Origin of the sequence: Prauserella endophytica, assembly GCF_005146945.1 — a bacterium.
Lineage (GTDB): Bacteria > Actinomycetota > Actinomycetes > Mycobacteriales > Pseudonocardiaceae > Prauserella_A > Prauserella_A endophytica.
Genome location: NZ_SWMS01000001.1, coordinates 331,030 through 357,251, shown reverse-complemented (window position 1 = coordinate 357,251; position 26,222 = coordinate 331,030). Strand labels below are relative to the sequence as shown.

Genomic DNA, 26,222 nt, shown 5'->3' with positions numbered 1-26,222 from the left:
GCACCACGACCCGTTGGGAGAGTCCGGATGTTCACCGCACACATCGTCGTCACCGTCGTCGCAGCAGCACTGGCGGCCTTCTCGGCCGGTTCCGTCTTCTTCCACGCCAAGTGGGTGGTGGAGCCGCTGACCGAGTACCGGGTCCCGCGCTCGTGGTGGCCGTGGCTCGGCACAGCCAAGGCCGCGGGCGCGCTCGGTCTGGTGATCGGGCTGTTCGTGCCCGCGATCGGCGTCGCCGCAGGCATCGGCCTGGTGCTGTACTTCACCGGCGCGGTGATCACGGTAGCCAGGGCGCGCTGGTTCTCGCACATCCCGTTCCCGCTGGTCTACGTGGCACCGGTGATCGGTTCGCTGGTGTTGGGCTTCGCCGCCTGACCGACCCGAACCGCAGCACGAGCGGGTCAGTCGAGACCACGAAGGTTGGACCGGCGGCGGTGCCGAGCGAGGCCGCATCCGACCAGGGAACCGCAGGCCAGTGGCACCGCCCGGCAAGTTCCAGTGCACGGCCGTGCCGCCCGGATCACCCTTCGCCTCGCGGAAGGAGCCTCCTCCCACGGCCTGCGCGTCAGCGTACAGGACCGTCTCGTGTAGAGTGAACATAGGTTCATTCAAAAGGGAGAGGCTCTGTGCCGAGGTCGGACCAGCAGAACGAGGCGCTGCGCAGCGCGAGCCGGGAGGCCGTGCTCACCCACGCGGTGCGGGTGTTCGCCCGCCGCGGTTACGCCGCCGCGAGCATGCGTGACATCGCCCGTGAGGCAGGAATCAGCGTCGGACTCATCTACCGGCACTACGCCACGAAGGACGAGTTGTTCGCCGACGTGCTCGACCGCGCTGCAGCGGGTCTGGACGAGGTTGCGGGCGAGCTCGCCACGGCTGACGGTCATGCGTCCCTTGGCCGGTTCGTGGAGCGCTACCTCGGCGAGATCGCTGCCGACGGCGGCGCGGCCGAGTTCTCGACGGTCGTCAACCAGGCTTTCCTCAGCGACGAACCGGCAGGCGCACGCGAGCGGCTGCTCGCCAGCCATCTCGCCTTCCGGCGGTCGCTGGAGGCCGCGATCTCGCGGGCGCAACAGGACGGGCACTGCACGACAGGAGACGCCAAGGCTGTCGCCGTGGTGCTGCTCTCTTTGCTGTCCGGCGCCGTGACGATGCGCATGGCGATCGGCGCCGCCGCCGTGCCGGATCCGGCGACGGTGCTGCACCTGCTGAACGGAGGACCGCGGTGATCACGGTGAGCCGGGGTGACGAGCTCGGGGAGCCGATGCGGCGGCGGATAACGGAGGTACTCGTCCACGGGTTCGCCGAGGACTTCTCCTTCTTCTCCAAGGATCCCGGCCCGCTCGCCGACGCGTTCGCCCACATGCTGCTGCTCGACCGGTTCCACGTCGCGTGCGTCGACGGCAACCCCGCGGCGGTCGCGACCCTCACCTCCGGAACGGAGCAGTGCTTCGCACCCAAGTGGGCACCGTTTCGCAGGCACCTCGGGCTGCTGCGCGGAACCGTCTGCTACTTCGTGGTGCGGAACCAGTTCATGGGCGTGTCCGAGGGCGTGACCGACGATGTGGCGGAGATCGGCTTCGTCGCCACCGCTCCCGAATACCAGGGACGCGGGGTGGCGACCGTCCTCCTGCGACATCTCATCGCGGTGCCGGGCTTCCGCGCCTTCGTGCTGGAGGAGATCAAGGACAACAACACGCCTGCGCTCGGCCTCTACCGGAAACTCGGGTTCACCGAGTACCGCAGGCGCCCACAGAAGCACGCCGCGCGGGCGGGGTTCGAGGCGTACGTCTCGATGCGCCTCGATGTCGAGTGATAGAGCTCACCGGATGGTGCGCAGCCACACCAGGTAGGCGGCAGCCTCTGGCTCCCCTTCGGAGTGCTGGGCGAGCACCGATCCGAGGTCCGAAGAGAGGAGCGCGAGCGGGTTGCCGTTCAGGGGGCGCCGCCCGCGCGTCACTGCCTCGTCCAAATCGCCCTCCGGGGTCGCATCACACCGAAGAATCGGGCGGGATTATCACTGAAACGCCTGTTCAAACTATGTGGAGCTGAGGGGAATCGAACCCCTGACCTCCGCCTTGCAAAAGCGGCGCTCTACCAATTGAGCTACAGCCCCTGACCGTGGACCGGTGAGGTCCACGGGACAAGTCAGTTCTTGCTCGCGGAGTCCGAGCCCGCCTTGGCCGGGGCGCTGCCGTTGGGCGACACTCCGTTCAGCGGACGCTCGGTCGGCGCAGTCGCTTCGCGCCACAGGTCCGCCTCTGCCTTGGCGTCCTTGTTGCGCTTGATCACGAAAAACACGCCGCCCGCGACAACCGCGAGTGCCAACAGCTTCTTCACGGTGATGGCCCTCCTCGACGACAACCTGCTGACCCTGCGCCTGCGATGCTACTGCACCCGGCCGGGGCCGGGTTTATGCGGTCGGACTCACGGGTAGGCGGTCGGTGACGCCACGTACGGCGACAAGGAGGGACCACCATGGGCAACCGTGACGAACAGCAGGAAGGCCTCAAGGGCGCCGTCGAGGACATCAAGGGGCGCGTGAAGGAGAGCGCCGGCGCGCTCTTCGGCAACGACCAGATGCAGCGTGAGGGTGGCGCCCAGCAGGACAAGGCACGCGCTCAGCAGGACATCGCCGAGCACGAGGAGAGGGCCAAGCAGGCGGAGCGCGACGCCGCCGCGGCCGAGGCCCGCGAGCGCGGCCACCAGTAGAAACGACTTGGCTGTCAAGGGCTGTTCCACGTGGAACAGCCCTTGATCTATGCGCTTTCCGGCCGTTGCCAGTGCAGGAGGTAGCGCCAGAACACCAGCCGCCGCACGTGGCTACCAGGCAGCGTGGCCACGGCGATCCGCCGGACCTGCCGGGTGGTCAGCGGCGGGTCGAGGTTCACCGGCATCACGTCATGCGTGGGCTCGTGCCGGAACCATTCACCCCGGCTGGCCGCCCTGAGCGCGCCGAAGCCGACGCCGAGCAGGCGATGACCGGTGGCCCCGAGCAGCTCGGCGGGCAGCTCGCGCGGCAGGTCCGGACGAGGCAGCGCCACGGCGGCGAGCACTCCGCCTGGCCGCAGTGCACGGGACAGCCGCTGCAGCGCGTCGTGCAGGGGCAGGTGGTGCAGCGCGGTGACCGAAACGATCGCGTCGTAGTGGGCCTCCGGTAGCGGATACCGCATCACGTCGCCGAGGATGCACGCGACATTGTCCGGGGTGCGCTCCTCGGCGCGCTCGATCATCACCGGCGAGATGTCCATCGCGTCGACGTGCTCCACTCGCGCGGCCAGCCGCGCGGCGAACGCTCCCGCGCCGCAGCCCACGTCCAGCACGCGACGGCACCGCCGCGGCAGCTTGCCAAGCAGGACCCGCTGGTAGAAGGCGTTGTGGTCCCAGTCGAGGGCGCCCATGTTCCCGTCAGCGCCCTGGCGCGTGCACGGTGCGCCGTGGCTCGTACCAGTCCTCGCCGACGGGCTCGCCCGCGAGATTCCAGCTCCAGGAAATGGTCGGCGTGATTCGCAGGTAGATGCCTGGTCCGGCCATTCCGATGCGCTCGATCGGCTGCTCGGCGACCCCGTAGACGCGGACGCTCCTGGCGACGAACGGCTCGAAGGACGGCAGGTCGTCGAACACCAGAGAGACCTTGTCACGCCCTGCCGCGACGTTGCGGAACTTGCGGGTACGCGTCACCGTGCTCCCGCCCCCGACCCAGAAATCGGTCCCATCGAACTCCACAGCCACCGGGACGACGTCCGGCTGACCATCGGCGCCAACGGTGGCCAGGTGTCCCATCGGATGCGCCCGCAGGTAGGCGATCTCCTCGTCAGTGAAGGACATGATCGCCAGACTGCCACAGCGGGCTGCGTTGTCACGTTCCCGCAAGTCAGACCGCTTGGATCGCGAACACGGCGGCGGACACCACCACGGCGGCTGCCAGCCCGAGGACCCGCCAGGTCTGGCTCCCGGCACGCGGCTCCGGCGAAGGATCCAACCGCTGAACGGAGCCACGACCATGGCGTATCACCATCGAATAGCACGAAGGCCGGTCCCGCGCTTGGGAACCGGCCTTCGTGTGTTCTGTGGGCCCAGGAGGACTTGAACCTCCGACCTCTTCGTTATCAGCGAAGCGCTCTAACCGCCTGAGCTATGGGCCCTGGGAACGGAGAAAAGCTTACAGGACCTCGGCGGAGGCCCCTCGCACGGGGTCACTCCCGTTCCGAAAGGGTCACCTCCAGGCCGCCCGCCAGGTCCGCCGACACGTTGTAGATGAACGCGCTCACGGTGGTCAGGGCCGAGATCAGCACGATGTTGATCGCGCCGACGATGGCCGCGACGCCGAACACGCGGCCCGCGCTGATCAGCGGGTCGCCCGCGCTTTCGGCGCTGTCGCCCTGCACCAGCGAGGTGTACGTGCCGTTGATCTTGTCCCACACGCCCATGCCGTCGAGCACCGTGTAGAGCACACCGACGGCCACGAGCCAGACGAAGAACATCGCGACGCCGAGCACCAGGGAGAGCTTGAGCACCGACCACGGGTCGAACCGTTTGATCTGCAGGCTCGCCCTGCGCGGGCCCCTTCCGGGCCTGCGCAGCGCGCTGACCGGTGTCGACCGGCCGCCGCCCTTGCCGCCAGCAGGCGGCTGCGACGGCCCGCTCACCGGCTGTGTGCGCTGGGTGTCGCTCTGCTGCGGCTGACCGAACAGCCGGTTGGCGGCGCTGCCGGTGACCACCTGGGTGTCGGCGTTGCCGTTCGACAGGTACTGGGTCTGGGCCGACGAGGCGTCCTCAGCGGGCAACTGGCCCGCCGACCAGCGCTCGCCGAAGCCGCCCTCACCCTCCTGACCGGCCGAACCGCTGCCGGTTTCCTTGGCCACGCGCTGCCACGGCGGGGCGACGTCGCCGGCGCCCGTGTCGGTCGTGCCGCCGCCTCGCCGCTCGGTGTTGTCAGGTGGTGTCACAAACGGTCAGTCCCTTGTCAGATTCCGCGCCTGCTACTGCTCTTGCGTCGTCTCGTTCGGCTCGGGGTTGCCGGCTTCGTCGCCGGTGGGAGCCGGTTCGCCGTTCTCTCCGTTGGGGACGTCCGACGGCTTGTCCGCGTTGCGTGCCACGGCGAGCAGGGTGTTGCCCTCGTCGAGGTTGATCAAACGCACCCCCTTCGTCTGCCGTCCGGCCTTGCGCACCTGCCCGGCTGGGGTCCGGATGACCCCGCCACTCGAGGTGATCGCGTACAGCTCGTCGTCCGCGTCGACGATGATTGCCCCCACCAGCCTGCCACGTTTCCGGTCATGCTGAATGGTGAGCACGCCCTTGCCGCCGCGGCCCTGCACCGGATAGTCCTCGATGGGGGTCCGCTTCGCATAGCCGCCATCAGTGGCGACCAGCAGGAACGTGTCCTCCCTGACCACGCTGATGCCGAGCAGCTCGTCGCCCTCGTTGAACCGCATGCCCAGCACACCTGAGGTCGCCCGGCCCATCGGACGAAGCGCCTCGTCGGTGGCGTGGAACCGGATCGACTGGCCGTCGGAGGACACCAGCAGCAGGTCGTCCTCCGCGGAGGCCAGCACGGCGCCGACCAGCTCGTCACCCTCGCGCAGGTTGATGCCGATCAGGCCACCCGCGCGCGGTGAGTCGAAGTCGCTGAGCTTGGACTTCTTGACCAGGCCGTTCTTGGTCGCGAGCACAAGATACGGCGCGACCTCGTAGTTCGGGATCTCGATGACGCTCGCGATCTGCTCGTCCGGCTGGAACGCCAGCAGATTCGCCACGTGCTGTCCGCGCGCGTTGCGGTTGGCCTCGGGCAGGTCGTACGCCTTCGCCCGGTAGACCCGGCCCTTGTTCGTGAAGAACAGGATCCAGTCGTGCGTCGAGCACACGAAGAAGTGCTGGACGATGTCGTCCTGCTTGAGTGTCGCGCCCTGCACGCCCTTGCCGCCGCGCTTCTGCGAGCGGTAAAGGTCGGTCTTGGTCCGCTTGGCGTACCCGGTGCGGGTGATGGTCACCACCACGTCCTCGACCGCGATCAGATCCTCGACCGAGACCTCGCCGTCGAAGGGGATGATCTGGGTGCGCCGGTCGTCGCCGTACTTGTCGACGATCTCGGTGAGCTCGTCGCGGACGATGGTGCGCTGCCGCTCCGGCTTGTCGAGGATGTCCTGCAGGTCCGCGATCTCCAGCTCGATCTTCGCCAGCTCGTCGACGATCTTCTGTCGTTCCAGGGCCGCGAGCCTGCGCAGCTGCATGTCGAGGATCGCGGTGGCCTGGATCTCGTCGATGTCGAGCAGCTCGATCAGGCCGGTGCGGGCCTCGTCGACGGTCGGTGACCGGCGGATCAACGCGATCACAGCGTCGAGCTGGTCGAGCGCCTTGACCAGACCGCGCAGGATGTGGGCCCGCTCCTCGGCCTTGCGCAGCCGGAACCGGGTGCGCCGGACGATGACCTCGATCTGGTGCTTCACGTAGTGGCGGATCATCTGGTCGAGCCGCAGCGTGCGCGGCACGCCGTCGACCAGCGCCAGCATGTTGACGCCGAAGTTGTACTGCAGCTGGGTGTGCTTGTAAAGGTTGTTCAGCACCACCTTGGCGACCGCGTCGCGCTTGAGCGTGACCACGATCCGCATGCCGCTGCGGCTGTTGGACTCGTCGGCGATGTCCGCGATGCCCGTGAGCTTTCCGTCGCGCACGAGCGCGGCGATGTTCTCCACCAGGTTGTCGGGGTTGACCTGGTAGGGCAGCTCGGTGACGACCAGGATCGTGCGGCCCTTGGCGTCCTCCTCGACCTCCACCACCGCACGCATGCGCACCGAGCCTCGGCCGGTGCGGTAGGCGTCGGCGATGCCCGAGGTGCCCAGGATGAGGCCCTTGGTCGGGAAGTCGGGGCCCTTGATGCGCTGCATCAGCGCGGCGAGGAGCTCGTCGTCGTCGGCGTCCGGGTTCTCCAGCGCCCAGATGACGCCCTCGGATACCTCGCGCAGGTTGTGCGGCGGGATGTTGGTCGCCATGCCCACCGCGATGCCCGAACCACCGTTGACCAGCAGGTTCGGGATACGGCTGGGCAGGACGTCCGGCTCCTGGGTGCGGCCGTCGTAGTTGTCGGAGAAGTCGACGGTCTCCTCTTCGATGTCCCGCAGCATCTCCATGGCCAGCGGGTCGAGGCGCGACTCCGTGTACCGCATGGCCGCGGCGGGGTCGTTGCCCGGCGAACCGAAGTTGCCCTGGCCGTCGATGAGCGGGTACCGCATCGACCACGGCTGCGCGAGCCGCACGAGCGCGTCGTAGATCGCCGAATCGCCGTGCGGGTGGTAGTTACCCATCACGTCACCGACGACACGGGAGCACTTGTTGTACCCGCGGTCGGGGCGGAAGCCGGAGTCGTACATCGAGTACAGGACGCGGCGATGCACGGGCTTGAGCCCGTCGCGCACGTCGGGCAGCGCCCGCGACACGATGACGCTCATCGCGTAGTCGATGTAGGAGCGCTGCATCTCCTGCTGGATGTCGACCGGTTCGATGCGGTCGTGATCCGGAGGCAAGGTTTCCGTCATAGGTCCTTCTCGGTTGGACAGTCCTGGCGTGGACGGGGTTTCGGGGCGTTACACGTCCAGGAAGCGAACGTCCTTGGCGTTACGGGTGATGAACGAACGCCGGGCCTCGACGTCCTCGCCCATCAGCACGGAGAACAGCTCGTCGGCGGTGGCCGCGTCGTCGAGCGTCACCTGCAGCAGCACGCGGTTGGCCGGGTCCATTGTGGTCTCCCACAGCTCCTCGGCATTCATCTCGCCGAGACCCTTGTACCGCTGGATCGCGTCGTCCTTCGGCAGGCGCCTGCCGGCCGCGGCGCCGGCCTCCAGCAGCCCGTCGCGCTCCTTGTCCGAGTACGCGTACTCCGGCTCCGAACGCGGCCACTTGATCTTGTAGAGCGGTGGCTGGGCCAGGTAGACGTAGCCCTGCTCCACGAGCGGCCGCATGAAGCGGAACAGCAGCGTCAGCAGCAGCGTGCGGATGTGCTGACCGTCCACATCGGCGTCGGCCATCAGCACGATCTTGTGGTAGCGCAGCTTGGAGATGTCGAAGTCGTCGTGGATGCCGGTGCCGAGCGCGGTGATCAGCGACTGGACCTCGTTGTTCTTCAGCACGCGGTCGATGCGTGCCTTCTCCACGTTGATGATCTTGCCCCGGATCGGCAGGATCGCCTGGAACTTCGAGTCGCGCCCCTCCTTGGCGGAGCCGCCCGCGGAGTCACCCTCGACGATGTAGAGCTCGCACTCCTCGGGGTTGGTCGAGCGGCAGTCCTTGAGCTTGCCTGGCAGGCCGCCGATGTCCATGGCGCCCTTGCGCCGGACGAGGTCACGGGCCTTGCGGGCGGCCAGCCGTGCCTGCGCGCTCGACACCGCCTTGTTGATGATGATCTTGGCTTCGGCGGGGTTGCGCTCGAACCAGTCGGCCAGCCACTCGTTGCAGGTGCTCTGCACGAACGACTTCGCCTCGCTGTTGCCCAGCTTGGTCTTGGTCTGGCCCTCGAACTGGGGCTCGGAGAGCTTGATCGAGACGATCCCGGCGAGCCCCTCGCGCACGTCGTCGCCGGTGAGGTTGGCGTCCTTCTCCTTGAGCAGCTTCTTGTCACGCGCGTAGCTGTTGACCACGCGGGTCAGCGCCGCGCGGAAGCCCTCCTCGTGGGTGCCGCCCTCGTGCGTGTTGATCGTGTTGGCGAAGGTGTACACCGACGGCGTGAAGCCGTTGTTCCACTGCATCGCGACTTCGACCTCGAGGCCGTCGCCCTTGGCCTCGAACGAGATCACCGAGGGGTGGATCGGGTCCTTGCTGCCGTTGATGTACTTGACGAAGTCCTCGAGGCCACCCGGGTAGTGGTAGGTGCGCTCCTTGATCTGAGCGCGCTCACCCGTGGCGTCCTCACCGTTCTCCTCGGCGACCCGCTCGTCGCGCAGCACGATGGTGAGGCCCTTGTTGAGGAACGCCATCTCCTGGAGCCGGCGCGCGACGGTCTCGGCGCTGTAGTGCGTGGTTTCGAAGATGTCGGGGTCGGCCCAGAACGTGACGCTGGTACCGGTGCGGTCGGTGGGGCCGAGGTCGCGCAGCTCACCGGGCTCGGAGCGTTCGTAGCGCTGCGCCCAGATCCGGCCGTCGATGTGGATCTCGACCTCGAGCGCCGTGGAGAGCGCGTTGACCACGGAGACACCCACACCGTGCAGACCGCCGGAGACGGCGTAGGACTCGTTGTCGAACTTGCCGCCCGCGTGCAGCACGGTGAGCACGACCTCGACGGTCGGCCGCTGCTCCTTGGGGTGCATGTCGACCGGGATGCCACGGCCGTCGTCGACCACGCGGACGCCGCCGTCGGCGAGCAGCGTGACATCGACCCGGGTGGCGTAGCCCGCCATCGCCTCATCGACGGAGTTGTCGACGACCTCCTGGATCAGGTGGTGCAAACCACGCTCGCCGGTCGACCCGATGTACATGCCGGGGCGTTTACGAACGGCTTCGAGACCCTCGAGAACCGTGATGGAGGACGCGCTGTATTCACTCTGGTTCGCTGCCACCGGCCTGATTTCTCCTCGTCTCACCCAACGCGCGCACGGGTGTGTGCCTGTCGGTCGGGCACGCCGCTCGATACTCGTCCGGCATCAATCCGGCTTGCCCTTACAAGTTTACTTGGCCAGCCCCGCTCACATGCATCAAGGACACCCCTGATTTCGTCACAGAGCGACGATCTCGACGTCAACCGGGTCCCGCCGTGACCAACGGAGACCTCGCGCCGGATTCGCGCGTTCGGGCCGCGTCTTTCGAACGGCTACCCGTAGGTGTCGCGCGGACCCCGGCCCGAGACGTGCCTCGGGCCCTTGCGCCAGCTCGGCGCCGTCGGGCCCTGGATCCGCATGCGCTTGACGACACCGTGCCCCACCCCCGCCGCAATCTTCGCCAGCAGCTGGCGCTGCAGCAACCGCAGCTGGGTCGCCCAGGCGGTTGAGCTGGCGCGCACGGTCAGCTCCCCCTCCTTGAGCGCGACCGGCTGGGCGTGCTCGGCGACCTCCTCGCCGACGAGCCGCGTCCATTGCCCGAATACCTGGCCGTTGGCGAGCTGGTCGCTCCACCCGAGCTGCGTCGCCATGCGCGAGGCGAGCCTGCCGAGCGGCTGCGGGTCGCGTTCGTCGACGCCGGGACCGGACCAGCGCCTGCGCCTGGGGTTCTGTGCCCGGCCGAGCGCCGGCTTGCCGCCCGGCCTGCGCACGCCCGGCTCGTGCCCCCGGGCGGCGGCCCGCTCCCTGGCCGCCTGGAGCGCGGCGTGGGCGAGGTCCCTGCCCTGTGGACTGTCGGCGGACCCCGTCTCGTTCGGCCCAGCAGCGCTGTTACGCTCAGTGTCTCGTTTGGGGGACTCACCGGCAGAACCGCCCACCCGAGGGGTATTGACCACCTCATTTGGGCCTTCAGTCACGCGCGGCGATAACAGGTTCGCTGTGTTATCCACACTATCCACAGACTTATCCCCAGATCGGTGGGTAACTTGTGTGGCCCCGGTCACTCCGGGTCGCCGGCCCGGTCTATTGTGGCTCTGATCAGGCACGTCGTACCTCACCCTCCGAAACCGCGAACCGCGTCCCCGCGAGCTCCTCGGGCACGTCTTCATCCACAGCCGCGGTCACGAGCACCTGCTCCGCGCTCGCCGCGACCTCCGCCAGCCGGGCGCGACGTCTCCGGTCCAACTCCGCGAACACGTCATCAAGCAACAAAACGGGCTCACCCCCCGCCTCGGCTCGTAACAGCTCGTAGGACCCGAGCCGCAACGCCAGTGCGAACGACCACGACTCGCCGTGGCTGGCGTACCCCTTGGCCGGAGCTTCGCCGAGCACGAGCTCCAGCTCGTCCCGATGGGGTCCGACCAGACTTACCCCACGTTCCAGCTCCGCCGCGCGCGACTCGCCGAGCGCCTCCAGGAGGATGCCGGCGAGCTTTTCCTCGTCAGCCCGCTCACCACCCGGAACGCCGTAGCCCGTCGGCAACGCGCCGCCGAGCCCCGACCGGTAGGCGATCTTGGCAGGCCGCGAGTCAGGTGCGACCCCGGCGTAGGCCGCGGCCGTGTGCGGCGCGAGGTCGGCCACCAGGTTCAGCCGCGCCGCCAGCAGCTGGGCGCCCGCCGTGGCCAGGTGGTTGTCCCACACCTCCAGCGTCGACAGCGCGTACGGGTCGTCGCCCCGGCGCTTGCCCGCCGACTTGAGCAGGGCATTGCGCTGCTTCAGCACCTTGTCGTACTCACTGCGCACACCCGCGTAGCGCGGGGCGCGCAGCACGAGCAGCTCGTCGAGGAACCGCCTGCGCTCGCCGGGGTCGCCGCGCACGAGCGCGAGGTCCTCGGGAGAGAACAGCACCGTGCGCAGGATCCCCAGCACGTCGCGGGGCCTGCCGACCGCGCCCCGGTTGACGCGTGCGCGGTTGGCCCGGCCAGGGGCGATCTCCAGCTCGACGGTCAGCTCGCGGCCCTCGTTCACCACGGCGACGCGCACCAGCGCGCGCTCGCACCCATGCCTGATCAGGGGTGCGTCGGTCGCGACCCGGTGCGAGCCGAGCGTGGCGACGTAACCGATCGCCTCGATGAGGTTCGTCTTCCCGCGGCCGTTCGGCCCGACCAGTACGGTCGGACCCGGCTCCAGCGGCAGGTCGACGTGCTCCCACGAGCGGAAGTCGGTCACCTGGAGGTGACGGAGGTACACGCCGCGCCGTGCCCTACTCGCCGACCTTCTTGACCGAGTGGCCGCCGAACTGGTTGCGCAGCGCGGCCACCGCGCGCATGGCCGAGGAATCCTTCTGCCTGGAGGAGAACCGGGCGAACAGCGCGGCGGAGATCACGGGTGCGGGCACGGCGTTGTTGATCGCCTCCTCCAGCGTCCACCTGCCCTCGCCGGAGTCCTCCACGTAACCCTCGAGGTCGTCGAGCTCCGGGTCTTCGTCCAGTGCCCTGACCAGCAGCTCGAGCAGCCACGAGCGCACGACCGTGCCCCGCTGCCACGCCTTGATCACGGCGGGCACGTCCTCGACGACCTTCGCCGCCTCGAGCAGCTCGAAGCCCTCGGCGTAGGCCTGCATCAGGCCGTACTCGATGCCGTTGTGCACCATTTTCGCGTAGTGACCGGCGCCGACGGAGCCCGCGTGCGCGAAGCCCTCCTCGCGCGGACCGTCCGGACGCAGCGCATCGAAGATCGGCATCGCCTGCTCGACGTGGGCCTTGTCGCCGCCGACCATCAGGCCGTAGCCGTTCTCCTTGCCCCACACTCCACCGGACACGCCGACGTCGAGGTAGCCGATGCCCTTGCCCGCGAGCAGCTCGGCGTTCTTCTTGTCGTCGCTGAACCGCGAGTTGCCGCCGTCGATCAGCAGGTCGCCCTCGCTGAGCAGGTCGCCGAGCTCGGCGACGGTCTGCCTGGTCGCCTCGCCGGCGGGCACCATGACCCAGACCATGCGAGGCGCGGCCAGTGCCGACACCAGCTCCGCGAGCGACCCGGTGTCGGTCACCTCGGCGTTGCGGTCGTAGCCGACCACCTCGTGCCCGGCGGCACGCAGGCGCTCGCGCATGTTGAAGCCCATCTTGCCCAGGCCGACAAGTCCGAGCTGAACCATCAGTTGTCCCCTTGTGTGTTTCGTACTCAGCCGGGAAGCCGCACCGGCATCAGCAGGTAGAGGTAACCGGGAACGACGTCGCCGTTCTCGTCGGCCGGCTTGATCAGCGCGGGCCTGTTGGGCGTGGTGAACGTCAGCTCCGCCCGGTCGGCGTGCAACGCGCCGAGCCCGTCGACGAGGTAACCCGGGTTGAAGGCGATGGTCACCGGCTCGCCCTCGTAGTCGACCGGCAGCTCTTCCTCGGCGCTGCCCTCGTCGTCGCCACCTGCCGAGAGCCTGAGGGTCCCCTCGCTGAACTCGAGCCGCACCTGGGTACCCCGCTCGGCGACCAGCGACACGCGCTTGATCGCCTCGGCCAGCGCCGACACCTGGAGGACCGCGCGCGATGTGTGCTGCGACGGGAGCAGCTGCCGGTACGGCGGGAACTCCGCGTCGAGCAGGCGGGTCGTGGTGTAGCGACCGGAACCGGCGAGGCCGAGCAGGCCGTCGCCGCTCGCGAGGCCGACCTGCACGGTCGCGCCGCTCGCGCCGAGCGACTTCGCCGCGTCGGCGAGCGTGCGGGCAGGCACGAGGACCGCCGCGTCGGCGAGCCCCTCGGCGGGCGACCAGCTGAACTCGCGCATCGCGAGCCGGAAGCGGTCGGTGGCGACGAGCGTGAGGGTGGTGCCCGAGATCTCCAGCCGCATACCGGTGAGCATCGGCAGCGTGTCGTCCTTACCGGCGGCCACCGCGACCTGGGCCACGGCCTGGGCGAACGCCTCGCCCGTCACCTCGCCTGCGAGATCTGGCTGCGCCGGCAACTGTGGATAGTCCTCCACCGGCATGGTCGGCAGACTGAAGCGCGCGTTTCCGCAGGTGATGGACGCGCGAGCGCCGTCGACGGCGATCTCCACCGGCTGGGCGGGCAGCGCCTTGGTGATGTCCGCCAGGAGCCTGCCCGAGACTAGCGTGCGCCCGCCGTCCGCGATCGTGGCTGGTACGCCGACGGTCGCTGAGACCTCGTAGTCGAAGCCGGACACGGTCAGCGCGTCGGAACCCCCGTCGGCTCCTGCGTCGAGCAGCACACCGCCCAGCACGGGAACCGGCGGCCTGGAGGGAAGGCTTCGAGCCACCCAGGCGACGGCGTCAGCGAGCCCATCACGCTCGACGCGGATTTTCATGGCGCCCATCCTTTCGACAGCCGAGCCCGGGCGGCTCGAAAGACGACAAATCACCCCTACAGACGCCCCCAATGGGCAGGGGCGGTCGAGGGGGCGTGGCTGTGTGGGTTCGCCCGGACGCGGTGCGTCGCACATCGACGACACCGGCACCGAGCGGACCGGGGTGTGGGTTTCCACGTTAGAGCGTGAGCGGCACCGCCGTCATCCCGGCCCAGTCGAGCGGCCGAGCGGGTATCCCCAGGTTCACAGCTCGCTTGTTTTTGTTTTGTTCTTCTTCGAAGAGATCTTTGTTCAGTCGTAGTAGTAAGGGCTGTGGGTTGTGTGGACAGGCGTCGTCCGCGCAGGTCCGAGCACGCGCGGCCGTGTGGACAGCCGTGGTGGCAGCTCGGTGGAGAAGTCGGGGGCCGCCGTGGAGAACTTTCGCCGTCCTCAGTTGCTCCACAGCTGTCCCCAGGTTTCCACAGTTTTGTCCCCAGCTGTGGGTCGACCTGTGCCCAGCCCATGCACCGCCGATGCACCCCCGAAACGTGACCTGGATCGCCTTAGTGAGTGACAAAACCTAGGCGGCAGAACGACTTCGGGCCTCGCGCGAGCCCGTCACCGCGACAACTCCGGCCGTGCAGACACATGTGATGGCTACCCACTGGGGCGCGGAAAGCACCTCTGACAGCACCACGAGACCGGCGATCGCGCCCACCGCGGGCTCCAGACTTTCCAGAACTCCCACCGTTCGTGGCGGGATCCGGCGCAGCGCCGCGAGGTCCAGTGAATAGGGAACGACCGCTGACAACACCGCCACGAGCGCTCCGACGAGCAGTACCTCGGGGGCCAGCAACGCGGCGCCGCTCTGCGCGATTCCCGCCGGGAGCCACAGAATCGCGGCGAACGCGACGGCGAGCGAGAGCGTCAACGCCGTCTCACTGCGCCTGCCCGCCGTGCGGCTCAACAACAGATAGGCGGCCATCGACGCCCCGCTCGCGAGCGCGAACGCGATGCCTGCGAACGGAGCTCCACCACCTGGGCCGTGGAAGAGCCAGACGCCGAACCCCGCGAACCCGGCGGCACCCACTTCGGCGAGACCGCGAGAAGTGAGGAGTGCCAACAGGATCGGGCCGAGCAGCTGCAGTGTCGTCGCCACCCCGAGCGGCAGCGTCGTGAGCGCGGGATAGATGAGGTTCATGCCGGCGATCGCGGCGCCGAAGGCGGCCACGAGGGCGAACTCCTTGCGGGTGCTCGGAAGCGCGGGCCGGTGCCACCCGAGCAACACGATTGCCGCGATGCCGAGTCGCAGCGCCACGGTGCCGAGCGCTCCGGCGTCGGCGAAGAGGTGTTTGCCGATCGCCTGCCCGACCTGAACGCTCACCACACTGCCCAGTACGAGCAGTGCTCCTCTGCCGACCATGTGGCGAGTGTCCGGCCGCGCTGACAACGGCGTCCATCTCATCTTCGTGTGCGAATTCGTTTAGCCTCGACTACATGATTGACCTGCGGCGGCTGCGCGTGCTGCGGGTGCTCGCGGACGAGGGAACGATCACCGCGACGGCCGCGGCGCTGTACCTCACGCCGTCGGCGGTGTCGCAACAGCTGCGGCACCTCAGTCGAGACCTCGGGGTGGAGCTGCTTCGCCGCGAGGGCAGGCGCGTGCGGCTCACGCCGGAGGCGCAGATCCTGCTGCGGTACACCGAAGAGCTGTACGCGCACTGGGAACGCGCGCGGGCCGACCTGGCCGCGCGCGGCGGCGAGCCGATGGGCGAGCTACGGCTGTGCGCGGTGTCCTCGGCGATCGCCGCGCTCGCCACGCCCGCGCTTTCCCGGCTGCGCCAGGCGTTTCCGAAGCTCGACGTGCACATCAGGGAGGAGGAGAGCGGCGACTGCTACGAACTGGTCGTCGCCGAGCAGGCCGACATCGCCGTGGTGCTGCCGACCTCCGACTCGCCGCCGGAGGGAGACCCGCGCTTCGAACGGGAGCCGCTGCTCGACGACGTTCAGGACCTGCTCGTGCCCGCAGGGCACCCGCTGACCGAAGTGGACAGTGTGTCACTCGCCAACGCGGCGGGCGAGGCGTGGATCGTGAAGCCGTACAACAACGACACCTACCCCTTGCTCGTCACCGCCTGCGCGACCGCCGGCTTCACGCCCCGGATTTCCCACCACGTCAAGGAGTGGTTCGCGGTCTCGGCACTCGTCGCCGAGGGTGCGGGCGTGTGCCTGCTGCCGAGACTCGTTCCCATCCCGGAGGCGCACGGAGTGGTGCGGATCCCTCTCCACGGCGAACCGAGGCCGGCGCGCCGGTTCAGCACGTGTGTGCGCAAGGGTAGCGAGACCTCGCCCGCGATCGCCGCCGGGCTGGCGGTGCTGCGCGAGGTGGCTACTGACGTGCTCGCTGCTTGATGCGCGAGGTCAGCTCCTGCACCTGGTCGTAGATCCGGCGCCGTTCCGCCATCTCCTTGCGGATCTTCTTGTCGGCGTGCATCACCGTGGTGTGGTCTCGACCACCGAAGGTCTGCCCGATGCGCGGCAGCGACATGTCGGTGAGCTCGCGGCACAGGTACATCGCGATCTGCCTCGCGGTCGCCAGCGCCTTGGTCTTGCCGGGCCCGCACAGGTCGTCGAGCGTGACGTCGAAGAACTCCGCCGTGACCCCCATGATCGTCGGCGCGCTGATCTCGGGCGCCTGTGAGTCCGGGATCAGGTCGCGCAGCACGATCTCGGCGAGGCCGACGTCCACCGGCTGCTGGTTCAGCGAGGCGAACGCGGTGACGCGAATGAGCGCGCCCTCGAGCTCGCGGATGTTGGCCTCGATGCGCGCCGCGATGAACTCGAGCACGTCACCGGGCACGGCGAGCCGGTCCTGTGCCGCCTTCTTGCGGAGGATCGCGATACGGGTCTCCAGCTCGGGCGGCTGGATGTCGGTGATCAGTCCCCACTCGAACCGCGTGCGCAGGCGGTCCTCCAGTGTCTCCAGCCGCTTCGGCGGACGGTCGGAGGACACGACGATCTGCTTGTTCGCGTTGTGCAGTGTGTTGAAGGTGTGGAAGAACTCCTCCTGGGTCCCTTCCTTGCCTTCCAGGAACTGGATGTCGTCGACGAGCAGGATGTCGATGTCGCGGTAACGCCGCTGGAACGCGACCTTGCGGTCGTCGCGCAGCGAGTTGATGAAGTCGTTGGTGAACTCCTCGGTGGACACGTACCGCACGCGCATGCCGGGGAAGAGCCGCTGGGCGTAGTGGCCGACGGCGTGCAGCAGGTGGGTCTTGCCCAGCCCCGACTCTCCCCAGATGAAGAGCGGGTTGTACGCGCGCGACGGCGCCTCGGCGACCGCGACAGCGGCGGCGTGCGCGAAGCGGTTGGACGCACCGATGACGAACGTGTCGAAGGTGTACTTCTCGTTCAGCCGGGTCTTGGAGGTCTGCGGCTGGGCGGGCGCCGTGTAGGGCTGGCCCGCGATCGGCTGCCCCGAGAAGGTGGGCCAGATCTCGTGGACGGCGGCGAGCGCCTCGCCTTCCTCGTCCACCTCTTCCTCGCCGTCGTCGACCTGGTCCGGCACGTTCTTCGCGACTGGCATCGAGGGCATCGGCGGCCGCTGGCCCACCGGCCGCTCGCCGCCGTCGGCGCGGGTGTGGCGCACGGCGGCGGGCACGGTGATCGTGTCCTCTGGCGGTGGCAGCGGTGGACCGTCGGAGCGGATCCCGTTGCCGGTTTCCACCCTGCCGGGTGAGTTCGCGTACCGAGGGGGTGTGGCCGGGGCGGGAGCGCTGTCTGTGGTGTCGACCTTGACGGCGAGGGAGACCTCGCGGCCGAGCCTGCGGGAGAGCGCCGTGGTGATCGGTTCGCGCAGCGCGCGCTCGATGGCTTCCTTCGCGAAGTCACTCGGCGCGGCGAGCAGCGCGGTGCCGTCGAGGAGGCCGATGGGCCGGGTCACCCGCATCCACGCACGTTGCTGGGGGGACAGCGTGCCGTCGGAGAGCTCCCTGACGACCTGCTCCCAGACGACAGCCAGGTTCAGCTGGTGCTCAGACACCCTGCTCCGCTCCCCTCCCCTCGACCTTGGCCCCACATAGCAGGTCGATGTGGCCACCCGCGCAGCAGGTATCCACAAAGTTGTCCACAACTGTGCATCAATGTACGGCGGCCCGCGGGCACTCCCTCCCGCGGGATCAAGGTACGCCTGCCGAAGTCTCCCACCTTTCGGCGGCGTGAGTGCGCCCCTCGTTGACACTGAGAAGGGGCACGCTAACAAGACCCGGTGATTGCCACAAGACGTCGTTCCGGGCAAGGATTTCATGGTGTACGGCGTGTTGCCATTCGGTGCTGGAGCGTGGCGATGATCGATACTGTCGGCAGCGACACAGCGTTACTCAAGGGGCCGGTTCCAGTGTCACCGGACAGGGTGCGTACCCTCGTAAGGTCTGCCGCTGACAGCGGGCCTTATTCTGCCTGCCCACGTTCCGTCGGCTGTCAGACAATACGAGTAGACGTTGAGACCAGGAGAACTGAGCCGTGAGCAAGGGCAAGCGCACCTTCCAGCCGAACAACCGCCGACGCGCTCGGACCCACGGGTTCCGGCTGCGGATGCGTACCCGCGCAGGCCGCGCCATTCTGGCCGCCCGCCGGCGCAAGGGCCGTCAGCAACTTTCCGCCTGATCCCGTCTGCCTGCGAGGCGCGGCGTGCTTCCGGTCAACGCTCGCCTGCGGCGGAGTGAGGAATTCCGTGCGGTCATGCGCGGCGGCGCCCGAGCCGGGCGCCGCCGCCTTGTGCTGCACGCGCTCGCCGGAAGCGGCGGGCAGAGCAAGGCGGGCTTGGTCGTGAGCAAGGCGGTGGGCAACTCGGTTGTGCGCCACCGAGTGAGCAGGCGCCTGAGGCACCTGCTGGCCGACCGGCTTGGAACCTTGCCGGCCGGTAGTGCGTTGGTTGTTCGGGCATTACCTGCCGCTGCCACCGCGACCAGTGCGGAGCTCGGCTCGGATCTCGACGCGGCGCTGCGACGGTTGAGCCTGTCGCCTTCCGCCCGCCACGACAATGGACCAGCGGTGTGAGTACAGAGCAAGTGGCCGGCACTGAGACGGCCGAGACCCAGCAGCCCACCAGGCGGGCGCGTCCGACGCCGGTGGCCTGGGTGCTGCTGCTGCCGATCAGGTTCTACCGCAAGGCCATCTCCCCGTTCCTTCCCCCGATGTGCCGGTTCTACCCGAGCTGCAGCACGTACGCGGCCGAGGCGCTGACCCGGCACGGAGCCGCTCGCGGCTCCTACCTCGCGGTCCGCCGGCTGTTGCGATGCGGTCCGTGGACCCCGCCGGGACGAGACCCCGTGCCGGAGAAGTTCAGCTTCAGGCACCAAAGCCCTGGTATGTCTACCGAGGAGTAGCTCAGTGCTCGACTTTATCTACTACCCTGTGTCGTTCATCTTGTGGTGCTGGCACAAGGTGTTCGGCTTCGTCTTCGGCGACGACAACGCGATTGCCTGGGTCCTCGGCATCGTGTTCCTGACGTTCACGGTCCGCGGCATCATGTTCAAGCCGTTCGTGAAACAGGTCCGGTCGATGAAGAAGATGCAGGACTTCGCGCCGGAGATCAAGAAGATCCAGAAGAAGTACGCGAACGACCGCCAGCGGCAAGCGATGGAGATGCAGAAGCTCCAGCGCGAGCACGGCGTCAACCCGCTCGGCAGCTGTCTGCCGATGCTGCTCCAGATCCCGGTCTTCATCGGTCTGAACCATGTGCTCCGCATGTTCGCCCCGGGCAAGGAGAGCAACTACTTCTTCGACGCCGAGGGCGTGCGCTCCTACGTCGACGCGAAGCTCTTCGGGGTCAACCTCGGTGACGCCATCAACCACGTCAGCGCCCTCGGGGGCGGCGCGGCCGCGGCGGAGCCCGGCTGGCACTGGCACGTGGCCCCCGTGGCGATCCCGCTGATGATCGTCGCGAGCGTCGCGACCCACTTCACGGCCCGCCACTCCGTGGCCCGCCAGAACCCGGCCTCGGCGACCGCGCAGACCGCGATGATGAACCGCCTGACGCTGTGGATCTTCCCGGCCGGTGTGCTCATCTTCGGTGCCTTCTTCCCGATCGGTCTGCTCATCTACTGGCTCGCCAACAACTGCTGGACCCTCATGCAGCAGCGCCTCGTCTACACGAAGATCGACAAGGAAGAAGAGGCGAAGAAGGTCGAGGCCAAGGAGAAGCGCAGCAACCTCGGCCCGAAGCCGGGCCAGAAGCCCCAGGTCGGCCAGAAGCCGAAGCCTGCCCAGCAGCAGAAGAAGGCCGCCGACTCGGAGAGCGAGGGCGGCACCGGCTCCGCGAAGAGCGCCGGCGCCGCCAAGAACGGCACCCCCAAGAACGGCAAGTCCCCGAAGAGCGGCAACCCCAGCAACGTCAAGGGCGGCGCCTGGGCGAAGAACGGCGGGAACCAACAGCGGTCCGCCACCCAGGGCAAGAAGGCCCAAGGCCGTAAGCGGCGCTGACGCCTCAGGGACGGGAGAGGAGAAAAGACATGTCGGAGACAGCCGAGGTGATCGGCACCGAACAGGACGAGGCAGTGCCGGCGACGGTCGAGGGCGAGGCCGAGGAGACGGACGCGGGTAGCGACGACGACCTGCTGGTCCAGGAGGGCGACATCGCGGGTGACTACCTGGAGCGCCTGCTCGACATCCTCGACTACGACGGCGACATCGACTTGGATGTGGAAGCCGGGCGCGCGATCGTCAGCATCGATGGTGGCGAGGACCTGGACAAGCTCGTCGGTCCGAGGGGCAACGTGCTGGAAGCACTGCAGGAGCTGACGCGCCTCGCGGTGCAGCAGGAGACCGGTACCCGCAGCAGGCTCATGCTCGACATCGCCGGCTGGCGGGCGGGCCGGCGGGAGGAACTGCGCGAGCTCGGTCGGTCGACGGCCGAGTCCGTCGCGCAGTCCGGGGAGAAGGTGCGGCTGCAGCCGATGAGCCCGTTCGAGCGCAAGGTCGTCCACGACGCGGTCGCTGCCGTCGAGGGTGTCACGAGCGAGAGTGAGGGTGAGGAGCCGAAGCGGCGCGTGGTCGTACTCCCCGCATAGTCACGCACTGAGCGAAGCGGCCCGTCGGACAACCGGCGGGCCGCTTTTTTGTGCTCGCGTTTCACGTGAAACCGGGAGTCGGTCGGTGGAGTTCTGCACAACTTCGGACTGTCGCGTCGAATCCAGAAGCGCATCAGGGACAATCGGTAGCGGCCGGTTTCACGTGAAACGGCGATCCCCCGATGAGGAGTGAGTCTGTGGGTCTGGGCGGGTTCGAGTCCACCACCACCCCGGCAGCGGCTGCTGCCGTGTTCGGCGATCAGGTCGAGCAGGCGGAGCACTTCGTGGAGCTCCTCGCGGAGCACGGCGTCGAGCGCGGCCTGATCGGCCCACGCGAGATCGATCGGCTTTGGGAACGACACGTCCTGAACTCCGCGGTGATCGGCGAGCACATCCCTCGCGGTGTCCGCGTCGTCGATGTCGGTTCGGGTGCCGGGCTCCCGGGTGTACCGCTCGCGGTCGCGCGACCGGATCTCGATATCGTCTTGCTGGAGCCGATGGCACGCCGCGTCGAGTGGCTGTCGGAGGTGGTGGAGACGCTGGGGCTCCCTATCACCATCGTGCGCGGGCGCGCGGAGGAGAAGGCGATTCGGCAGCAGCTGGGTCTTGCTGATGTGGTGACCGCACGCGCGGTGGCGCCCTTGGCTCGCCTCGCGTCGTGGTGTCTCCCCCTGGTGCGTTCGTCGGGCACGCTCGTTGCTCTCAAAGGTGCGAGTGCGGCGGACGAGATCGAGCGCGATCGCGCGGCGGTTCGCAAGGCGGGCGGCGGGGAGCCGAGGCTGGCGGAGTGTGGTGCCGGCGTGCTGGAGACGCCGAGCACGGTGGTGGTGATCGAACGCGTGGAGCAGCGAAAGCCGGAACGATCGCGGCGGCGCTCCGGAGCGCGGTCGAGATGAAAGGATTGGCCGAGCGAATGACGATCAGTACGGAGCGGCGAATGTTCCACGTGAAACGGTGCACCGGCGAGCACATGAACCTCGGAAGGGGTGGCGCCCGGTGAACCCGCCTCGCGAGACGAGTACCGGCGGCTGGACACCCATCGCCGAGGAGGCCGAGCGTGCCGCCAAGGTGCTGCATCCGGACGCGAACTTCATGCCCCGGCCCACGCGGCGCCGTGTACTCACCGTCGCCAACCAGAAGGGCGGCGTCGGCAAGACCACCAGTACGGTGAACCTCGCCGCCGGGCTCGCGCTGCACGGCGTGAAGACGCTCGTCATCGATCTGGACCCGCAGGGGAACGCGAGCACGGCGCTCGACGTTGACCACCGGTCCGGCACGCCGTCCGTGTACGAGATGCTCATCGGCGAGGTTTCCCTGGCCGACGCGACACAGGTCAGCCAGCAGTCCCCCAACCTCTTCTGCGTGCCCGCGACCATCGACCTGGCCGGTGCCGAGATCGAACTCGTGTCGATGGCGTCGAGGGAGTCTCGCCTCAAGGAAGCCCTCACGAGCGAAGCGCTCGACGAGCTCGGCATCGACTACGTCTTCATCGACTGCCCGCCCTCGCTCGGGCTCCTCACGGTGAACGCACTGAGCGCGGCGCACGAGGTGCTGATCCCGATCCAGTGCGAGTACTACGCACTGGAGGGGCTCGGCCAGCTCCTCAGCAACATCGAGCTCGTCCAGCAGCACCTCAATCCAGCGCTCAAGGTGTCGACCATTCTGCTGACGATGTACGACGGCCGCACCAAGCTCGCGGACCAGGTGACCCAGGAGGTCCGGAATCACTTCGGTGACGTCGTACTCAAGACGATCATCCCGCGCAGCGTGAAGGTCTCCGAGGCCCCCGGGTACGGGCAGACGGTGCTGGCTTACGACCCCGGCTCTCGGGGCGCGATGAGCTATCTGGACGCTGCACGGGAAGTCGCCGAGCGTGGAGTGAGGGAGCAGAGATGAGCGAGCGCAGGGGTGGGCTCGGCCGTGGCCTGGCGGCCCTGATTCCGACCGGGCCGGTCAGCTCGGAAGGAGCGGCCACCGCCGAGATGCCGGCCGAGCCGGTTGCCGCTGACGGCGACAAGGGCTGGTTCGCGGCGAACGGCTCGGTCAAGCCGGTCGGCGGCGAGGTCGCCGGCGCGGTTTACCGTGAGGTGCCTGTCGAGGCGATCAAGGCCAACCCGAAGCAGCCTCGTCAGGTCTTCGACGAGGAGGCGCTCGCGGAGCTGGAGCACTCGATCCGCGAGTTCGGCCTCATGCAGCCGATCGTCGTGCGCCAACTGCCCGGTGACGAGTACGAGCTCGTCATGGGCGAGCGCCGCCTGCGCGCGTCCCAGCAGGCAGGGCTGGAGGTCATCCCGGCGATCGTGCGGCAGACCGCCGACGAGGCGATGCTGCGCGACGCGCTGCTGGAGAACATCCACCGCGTCCAGCTCAACCCGCTCGAAGAGGCGGCGGCATACCAGCAGCTGCTCGACGAGTTCGAGGTGACGCACGAGGAGCTCGCGTCGCGCATCGGCCGCAGCCGGCCCGTCATCACCAACACGATCCGGCTGCTGCGGCTCCCCCTCCCCGTCCAGCGTCGCGTGGCGGCCGGGGTGCTGTCGGCGGGCCACGCCCGCGCGCTGCTGTCGCTGGAGGACCCCGACGGTCAGGAGGAGCTGGCGGCACGCATCGTCGCTGAGGGCCTGTCGGTCCGGGCCACCGAGGAGGCGGTGACCCTCTCCAAGGGTGCGGCCAAGAAGAAGGAGAAGGCGCCCGCACGCAAGCCGATGCAGGCTCCTGGTTTGCAGGATCTGGCCGAGCGCTTGTCCGACACGTTCGATACCCGCGTGAAGGTCGACCTCGGGCGGCGAAAGGGACGCATCGTCGTCGAGTTCGGGTCGGTGGACGATCTCGAGCGGATCGTTGCCCTCATGGACCCAAACCGGTCAAATCAGACACGTGAAACCGGCAACCCGTGACACCGGGTCATTTCGTCACGGTGATGATTTCTCGTCAGCTCCCGCGCTGAACGGCGCGGGACACGAGATCGGCGAAAACCGCCCCGAGGGACGTGCCGGCCGCCTCCATCGCCATCGGAACGGTGGAGGTCTCGGTCAGCCCCGGTGACAGGTTCACCTCGAGGAAGTGGACGGTGCCGTCGGCGGCCACCACGGCGTCGGTCCGGGAGATGTCCCGCAACCCGAGCAACCGGTGCGCACCCACCGCCAGCTCGCCGACCGCCTTCTCGGTCTCCGGGGTCAGCCGCGCAGGCGAGAAGAAGTCGGTGAGCCCGGCGGTGTAGCGGGCTGTGTAGTCGTACACGCCGCTCTCCGGAACGATCTCGACGGCAGGCAGCGCCTGTGGGCCGCCGTCGCGTTCGACGACGGTGACCGCCACTTCGACGCCGTTGATGAACCGCTCCGCGAGCACCGTGTCGCCATAGGCGAAGCAGCCGACCATGGCGGCGGGCAGCTCCGCCGCGTCGCGCACGACCTGCGTGCCGAGCGCCGAGCCGCCCTGGTCCGGCTTGAGGATCAGCGGCAACCCGAGCCGCTCCACCATGGCGTCCAGCACCGCCTGCGCGCCGAGTTCGCGGAAGGTGCTGTGCGGCAGCACGACCCACTCGGGCGTGGTGAAGTCGGACTGGGCGACGAGCGCCTTCGCGATCGGCTTGTCGAACGCGCGACGGCACGCCCACGAACTGGTGCCGACGAACGGCACGCCCAGCATCTCCAGCACGGTCTGGATGGAGCCGTTCTCGCCCTCTCCCCCGTGCAGTGCCACGACCGCGGCGTCGGGCCGCTCGTCCCGGAGCCGAGCCACGAGACTGGCGTCGGTGTCCCACTCGTCGACCGACAGACCTTGCTCACGCAGAGCGACCGACAGGCGGCGACCGGAGCGCAACGAGACGTCCCGCTCGTGTGAAAGACCGCCCGCGAGCACGGCGACAGTAGGCTCGGCCACCCAGGAACTCCTCAACTGATCAGGTGAAAAACTGGTGCTCAGACCGTGTCCGGCCCGGGGAACTGCGGCCCCGACACGGCGCGCGTGGTGACGCTACCGAACGTGCGGGCCAGCTCCATTTCGGACTCGAGCACACCGGCGAGCCTGCGCACGCCCTCGCGGATCCGCTCTGGCGTGGGGTAGCAGTACGACAGGCGCATCTGCCTGCTGCCGAAGCCGTCGGCGTAGAAACCAGTGCCCGACGCGTACGCGACGCGCGCCGTGACCGCGCGCGGCAACATCGCCTTGGTGTCGACGCCCTCGGGCACCGTCACCCACACGTAGAAGCCGCCGTCCGGCTGCGTCCACGTGCATCCGGGAGGCATGTGCTGCTCCAACGCCGACAGCATCGCGTCACGGCGCTCCCGGTAGTTCTCGCGGAAGGTCTTGATCTGGCCCTTCCAGTCGTGGGTCGCGAGGTAGCGCGACACCACCAGCTGGTTCAACGTCGGCGGGCACAGGGTCGCCGACTCAGCGGCCAGCACGAGCTTCTCGCGGACCGCATGCGGCGCGAGCACCCAGCCGACGCGCAGGCCGGAGGCGAACGTCTTCGAGAACGAGCCCAGGTACACGACGTTGTCGGGATCCATCGACCGCAGCGCCGGGTAGGTCTGCCCGTCGAAGGCGAGCAGCCCGTACGGGTTGTCCTCAACCACGAGCACGTCGTGCTCGGCGCAGATCTCCAGGATCTCCGCCCTGCGCTCGACGGCCAGCGTCACGCCGGCGGGGTTGTGGAAGTTGGGGATCGTGTAGAGGAACTTGACGCGCTTGCCCTCCCGCTTGGCGGTGGCCAACGCGGCGCGCAACGTGTCCGGCACCAGGCCGTTGTCGTCCATCTCGACGTGCACGACCTGCGCCTGGTAGGCCGCGAACGACCCGAGCGCGCCGACGTAGGAAGGCCCCTCGGCGAGCACGACGTCGCCGGGGTCGCAGAAGAGGCGGGTCACCATGTCCAGGCCCATCTGCGAGCCCACCGTGACGACGATGTCGTCGGGGTGGCCGGTGATGCCCTCCATGGCCATGACCTCGCAGATCTGCTCCCGCAGCGTGGGCACGCCGTGCGCGGAGCCGTACTGCAGGGCGACCAGGCCCTCCTCGGTGATGAGCTCGGCCATCTGCCCGGACAGCGACTCCAGCGGCAGCGCGGCGAGGTTCGGCATCCCGCCGGCCAGCGACACGACCTCGGGCCTGCTGGCCACCGCGAACAACGCTCGGATCTCCGACGCCGTCATGCCCGCGGTGCGCGCGGCGTAACGGTCGAGGTGCGGATCGAGGTTGTGGCGGCCCGGCTCGGACCCCGGTCTGTGCTCCGGTGGCTGGGAGGCAGTCATGGCATACTTCCGTCTGCTTCGAAGAGCGCTCGGCAGTTGGGGCGATCTACCTGCAGGTAGATCTCAACGAGTGTAACGTCACGGGGTTCGGGCCCTCCCGGGTTTCTGCCCTGTGTCACATCGGCATATGCTTTGCACTGCTTTCGACA

General features: G+C 68.5%; 28 protein-coding genes and 2 tRNA genes. 13 read left to right on the top strand and 17 right to left on the bottom strand.

The window, feature by feature from the left end:
• Positions 1–27: 27 nt before the first annotated feature.
• From FCN18_RS01825 to FCN18_RS01815, 3 genes are all read left to right on the top strand, one after another.
• Entirely contained in the window at positions 28–375 is a 348-nt protein-coding gene (locus FCN18_RS01825) for a DoxX family protein (RefSeq protein WP_112265902.1), read from the top strand.
• Between the two features lie 251 nt (positions 376–626).
• Positions 627–1,226 carry a TetR/AcrR family transcriptional regulator gene (locus FCN18_RS01820; RefSeq protein WP_137092928.1) on the top strand — a complete coding sequence of 200 codons (600 nt, stop codon included), beginning with the start codon at positions 627–629 and terminating at the stop codon, positions 1,224–1,226.
• Positions 1,223–1,813 carry a GNAT family N-acetyltransferase gene (locus FCN18_RS01815; protein ID WP_228713571.1) on the top strand — a complete coding sequence of 197 codons (591 nt, stop codon included), beginning with the start codon at positions 1,223–1,225 and terminating at the stop codon, positions 1,811–1,813. The genes FCN18_RS01820 and FCN18_RS01815 overlap by 4 nt, the downstream gene beginning before the upstream one ends.
• A gap of 6 nt (positions 1,814–1,819) precedes the next feature.
• Here FCN18_RS01815 and FCN18_RS38970 read toward each other — a convergent pair whose 3' ends face one another.
• The 3 genes from FCN18_RS38970 to FCN18_RS01805 form a co-directional block, all read right to left on the bottom strand.
• Complete coding sequence (locus FCN18_RS38970) at positions 1,820–1,969, bottom strand: hypothetical protein (protein WP_158303023.1); 150 nt, start codon at positions 1,967–1,969, stop codon at positions 1,820–1,822.
• Positions 1,970–2,040: 71 nt separating this feature from the next.
• Positions 2,041–2,113, bottom strand: a tRNA-Ala gene (locus FCN18_RS01810).
• A gap of 32 nt (positions 2,114–2,145) precedes the next feature.
• The gene (locus FCN18_RS01805; protein ID WP_110334286.1) at positions 2,146–2,337 is read right to left on the bottom strand and encodes a DLW-39 family protein; all 192 of its coding nucleotides are present in this window, start codon (positions 2,335–2,337) and stop codon (positions 2,146–2,148) included.
• A gap of 138 nt (positions 2,338–2,475) precedes the next feature.
• Between FCN18_RS01805 and FCN18_RS01800 the strand changes: the two genes are divergently transcribed.
• Complete coding sequence (locus FCN18_RS01800; protein ID WP_110334285.1) at positions 2,476–2,709, top strand: CsbD family protein; 234 nt, start codon at positions 2,476–2,478, stop codon at positions 2,707–2,709.
• A 47-nt stretch (positions 2,710–2,756) separates the two neighbouring features.
• Here FCN18_RS01800 and FCN18_RS01795 read toward each other — a convergent pair whose 3' ends face one another.
• From FCN18_RS01795 to FCN18_RS01745, 11 genes are all read right to left on the bottom strand, one after another.
• Positions 2,757–3,398, bottom strand: coding sequence for a class I SAM-dependent methyltransferase (locus FCN18_RS01795; protein WP_137092926.1), 642 nt, complete (start codon positions 3,396–3,398; stop codon positions 2,757–2,759).
• A 7-nt stretch (positions 3,399–3,405) separates the two neighbouring features.
• Positions 3,406–3,825, bottom strand: coding sequence for a PPOX class F420-dependent oxidoreductase (locus FCN18_RS01790; protein WP_137092924.1), 420 nt, complete (start codon positions 3,823–3,825; stop codon positions 3,406–3,408).
• Between the two features lie 243 nt (positions 3,826–4,068).
• Positions 4,069–4,142, bottom strand: a tRNA-Ile gene (locus FCN18_RS01785).
• A 51-nt stretch (positions 4,143–4,193) separates the two neighbouring features.
• Positions 4,194–4,946, bottom strand: a complete 753-nt coding sequence (locus FCN18_RS01780) for a DUF3566 domain-containing protein (protein ID WP_170200492.1) — start codon at positions 4,944–4,946, stop codon at positions 4,194–4,196.
• Between the two features lie 33 nt (positions 4,947–4,979).
• Positions 4,980–7,529 (bottom strand): DNA gyrase subunit A, encoded by a 2,550-nt coding sequence (gene gyrA, locus FCN18_RS01775; RefSeq protein ID WP_228713569.1) that lies wholly within the window; start codon positions 7,527–7,529, stop codon positions 4,980–4,982.
• A gap of 48 nt (positions 7,530–7,577) precedes the next feature.
• Entirely contained in the window at positions 7,578–9,542 is a 1,965-nt protein-coding gene (gene gyrB / locus FCN18_RS01770; protein WP_113641051.1) for a DNA topoisomerase (ATP-hydrolyzing) subunit B, read from the bottom strand.
• Positions 9,543–9,793: 251 nt separating this feature from the next.
• Positions 9,794–10,396 (bottom strand): DciA family protein, encoded by a 603-nt coding sequence (locus tag FCN18_RS01765; protein ID WP_137092922.1) that lies wholly within the window; start codon positions 10,394–10,396, stop codon positions 9,794–9,796.
• A 160-nt stretch (positions 10,397–10,556) separates the two neighbouring features.
• Positions 10,557–11,708 (bottom strand): DNA replication/repair protein RecF, encoded by a 1,152-nt coding sequence (gene recF / locus FCN18_RS01760; protein WP_137092920.1) that lies wholly within the window; start codon positions 11,706–11,708, stop codon positions 10,557–10,559.
• 13 nt (positions 11,709–11,721) lie between these two features.
• Positions 11,722–12,612, bottom strand: a complete 891-nt coding sequence (gene gnd / locus FCN18_RS01755) for a phosphogluconate dehydrogenase (NAD(+)-dependent, decarboxylating) (protein ID WP_110334276.1) — start codon at positions 12,610–12,612, stop codon at positions 11,722–11,724.
• Between the two features lie 26 nt (positions 12,613–12,638).
• The gene (dnaN, locus tag FCN18_RS01750; protein ID WP_112265876.1) at positions 12,639–13,772 is read right to left on the bottom strand and encodes a DNA polymerase III subunit beta; all 1,134 of its coding nucleotides are present in this window, start codon (positions 13,770–13,772) and stop codon (positions 12,639–12,641) included.
• A 559-nt stretch (positions 13,773–14,331) separates the two neighbouring features.
• Positions 14,332–15,174: an EamA family transporter gene (locus tag FCN18_RS01745; protein WP_137092917.1), complete on the bottom strand. Its 843-nt coding sequence runs from the start codon at positions 15,172–15,174 to the stop codon at positions 14,332–14,334.
• A 74-nt stretch (positions 15,175–15,248) separates the two neighbouring features.
• On the opposite strand from FCN18_RS01745, the gene FCN18_RS01740 reads away from it, so the two are divergent.
• On the top strand, positions 15,249–16,163 hold the full coding sequence (locus FCN18_RS01740; protein ID WP_137092915.1) for a LysR substrate-binding domain-containing protein: 915 nt from the start codon (positions 15,249–15,251) through the stop codon (positions 16,161–16,163).
• On the opposite strand, the gene dnaA is transcribed toward FCN18_RS01740, so the two are convergent.
• Positions 16,141–17,793 carry a chromosomal replication initiator protein DnaA gene (gene dnaA / locus FCN18_RS01735; protein ID WP_112265870.1) on the bottom strand — a complete coding sequence of 551 codons (1,653 nt, stop codon included), beginning with the start codon at positions 17,791–17,793 and terminating at the stop codon, positions 16,141–16,143. The two genes, FCN18_RS01740 and dnaA, sit on opposite strands and share 23 nt — an antisense overlap.
• A gap of 479 nt (positions 17,794–18,272) precedes the next feature.
• Between dnaA and rpmH the strand changes: the two genes are divergently transcribed.
• The 8 genes from rpmH to FCN18_RS01695 all read left to right on the top strand — a co-directional run bounded on the left by rpmH (position 18,273) and on the right by FCN18_RS01695 (position 23,718).
• Positions 18,273–18,416: a 50S ribosomal protein L34 gene (gene rpmH, locus FCN18_RS01730; protein WP_091806362.1), complete on the top strand. Its 144-nt coding sequence runs from the start codon at positions 18,273–18,275 to the stop codon at positions 18,414–18,416.
• 24 nt (positions 18,417–18,440) lie between these two features.
• Positions 18,441–18,809 carry a ribonuclease P protein component gene (gene rnpA, locus FCN18_RS01725; protein WP_137092913.1) on the top strand — a complete coding sequence of 123 codons (369 nt, stop codon included), beginning with the start codon at positions 18,441–18,443 and terminating at the stop codon, positions 18,807–18,809.
• Positions 18,810–18,820: 11 nt separating this feature from the next.
• Positions 18,821–19,138 carry a membrane protein insertion efficiency factor YidD gene (yidD, locus tag FCN18_RS01720; RefSeq protein WP_112266733.1) on the top strand — a complete coding sequence of 106 codons (318 nt, stop codon included), beginning with the start codon at positions 18,821–18,823 and terminating at the stop codon, positions 19,136–19,138.
• A gap of 4 nt (positions 19,139–19,142) precedes the next feature.
• The gene (yidC, locus tag FCN18_RS01715; RefSeq protein WP_112265866.1) at positions 19,143–20,234 is read left to right on the top strand and encodes a membrane protein insertase YidC; all 1,092 of its coding nucleotides are present in this window, start codon (positions 19,143–19,145) and stop codon (positions 20,232–20,234) included.
• 29 nt (positions 20,235–20,263) lie between these two features.
• Positions 20,264–20,821, top strand: coding sequence for a Jag family protein (locus FCN18_RS01710; protein ID WP_137092911.1), 558 nt, complete (start codon positions 20,264–20,266; stop codon positions 20,819–20,821).
• Positions 20,822–21,003: 182 nt separating this feature from the next.
• A complete protein-coding gene (rsmG, locus tag FCN18_RS01705; protein ID WP_137092909.1) occupies positions 21,004–21,717 on the top strand; it encodes a 16S rRNA (guanine(527)-N(7))-methyltransferase RsmG in 714 nt (237 codons plus the stop codon).
• A 100-nt stretch (positions 21,718–21,817) separates the two neighbouring features.
• A complete protein-coding gene (locus tag FCN18_RS01700; protein ID WP_112265860.1) occupies positions 21,818–22,717 on the top strand; it encodes a ParA family protein in 900 nt (299 codons plus the stop codon).
• The gene (locus FCN18_RS01695; RefSeq protein ID WP_137092907.1) at positions 22,714–23,718 is read left to right on the top strand and encodes a ParB/RepB/Spo0J family partition protein; all 1,005 of its coding nucleotides are present in this window, start codon (positions 22,714–22,716) and stop codon (positions 23,716–23,718) included. The genes FCN18_RS01700 and FCN18_RS01695 overlap by 4 nt, the downstream gene beginning before the upstream one ends.
• A gap of 34 nt (positions 23,719–23,752) precedes the next feature.
• Here FCN18_RS01695 and FCN18_RS01690 read toward each other — a convergent pair whose 3' ends face one another.
• A complete protein-coding gene (locus FCN18_RS01690) occupies positions 23,753–24,703 on the bottom strand; it encodes a D-alanine--D-alanine ligase family protein (protein WP_137092905.1) in 951 nt (316 codons plus the stop codon).
• A 38-nt stretch (positions 24,704–24,741) separates the two neighbouring features.
• Positions 24,742–26,073: an aminotransferase-like domain-containing protein gene (locus FCN18_RS01685; protein WP_112265854.1), complete on the bottom strand. Its 1,332-nt coding sequence runs from the start codon at positions 26,071–26,073 to the stop codon at positions 24,742–24,744.
• Positions 26,074–26,222 lie beyond the last annotated feature (149 nt).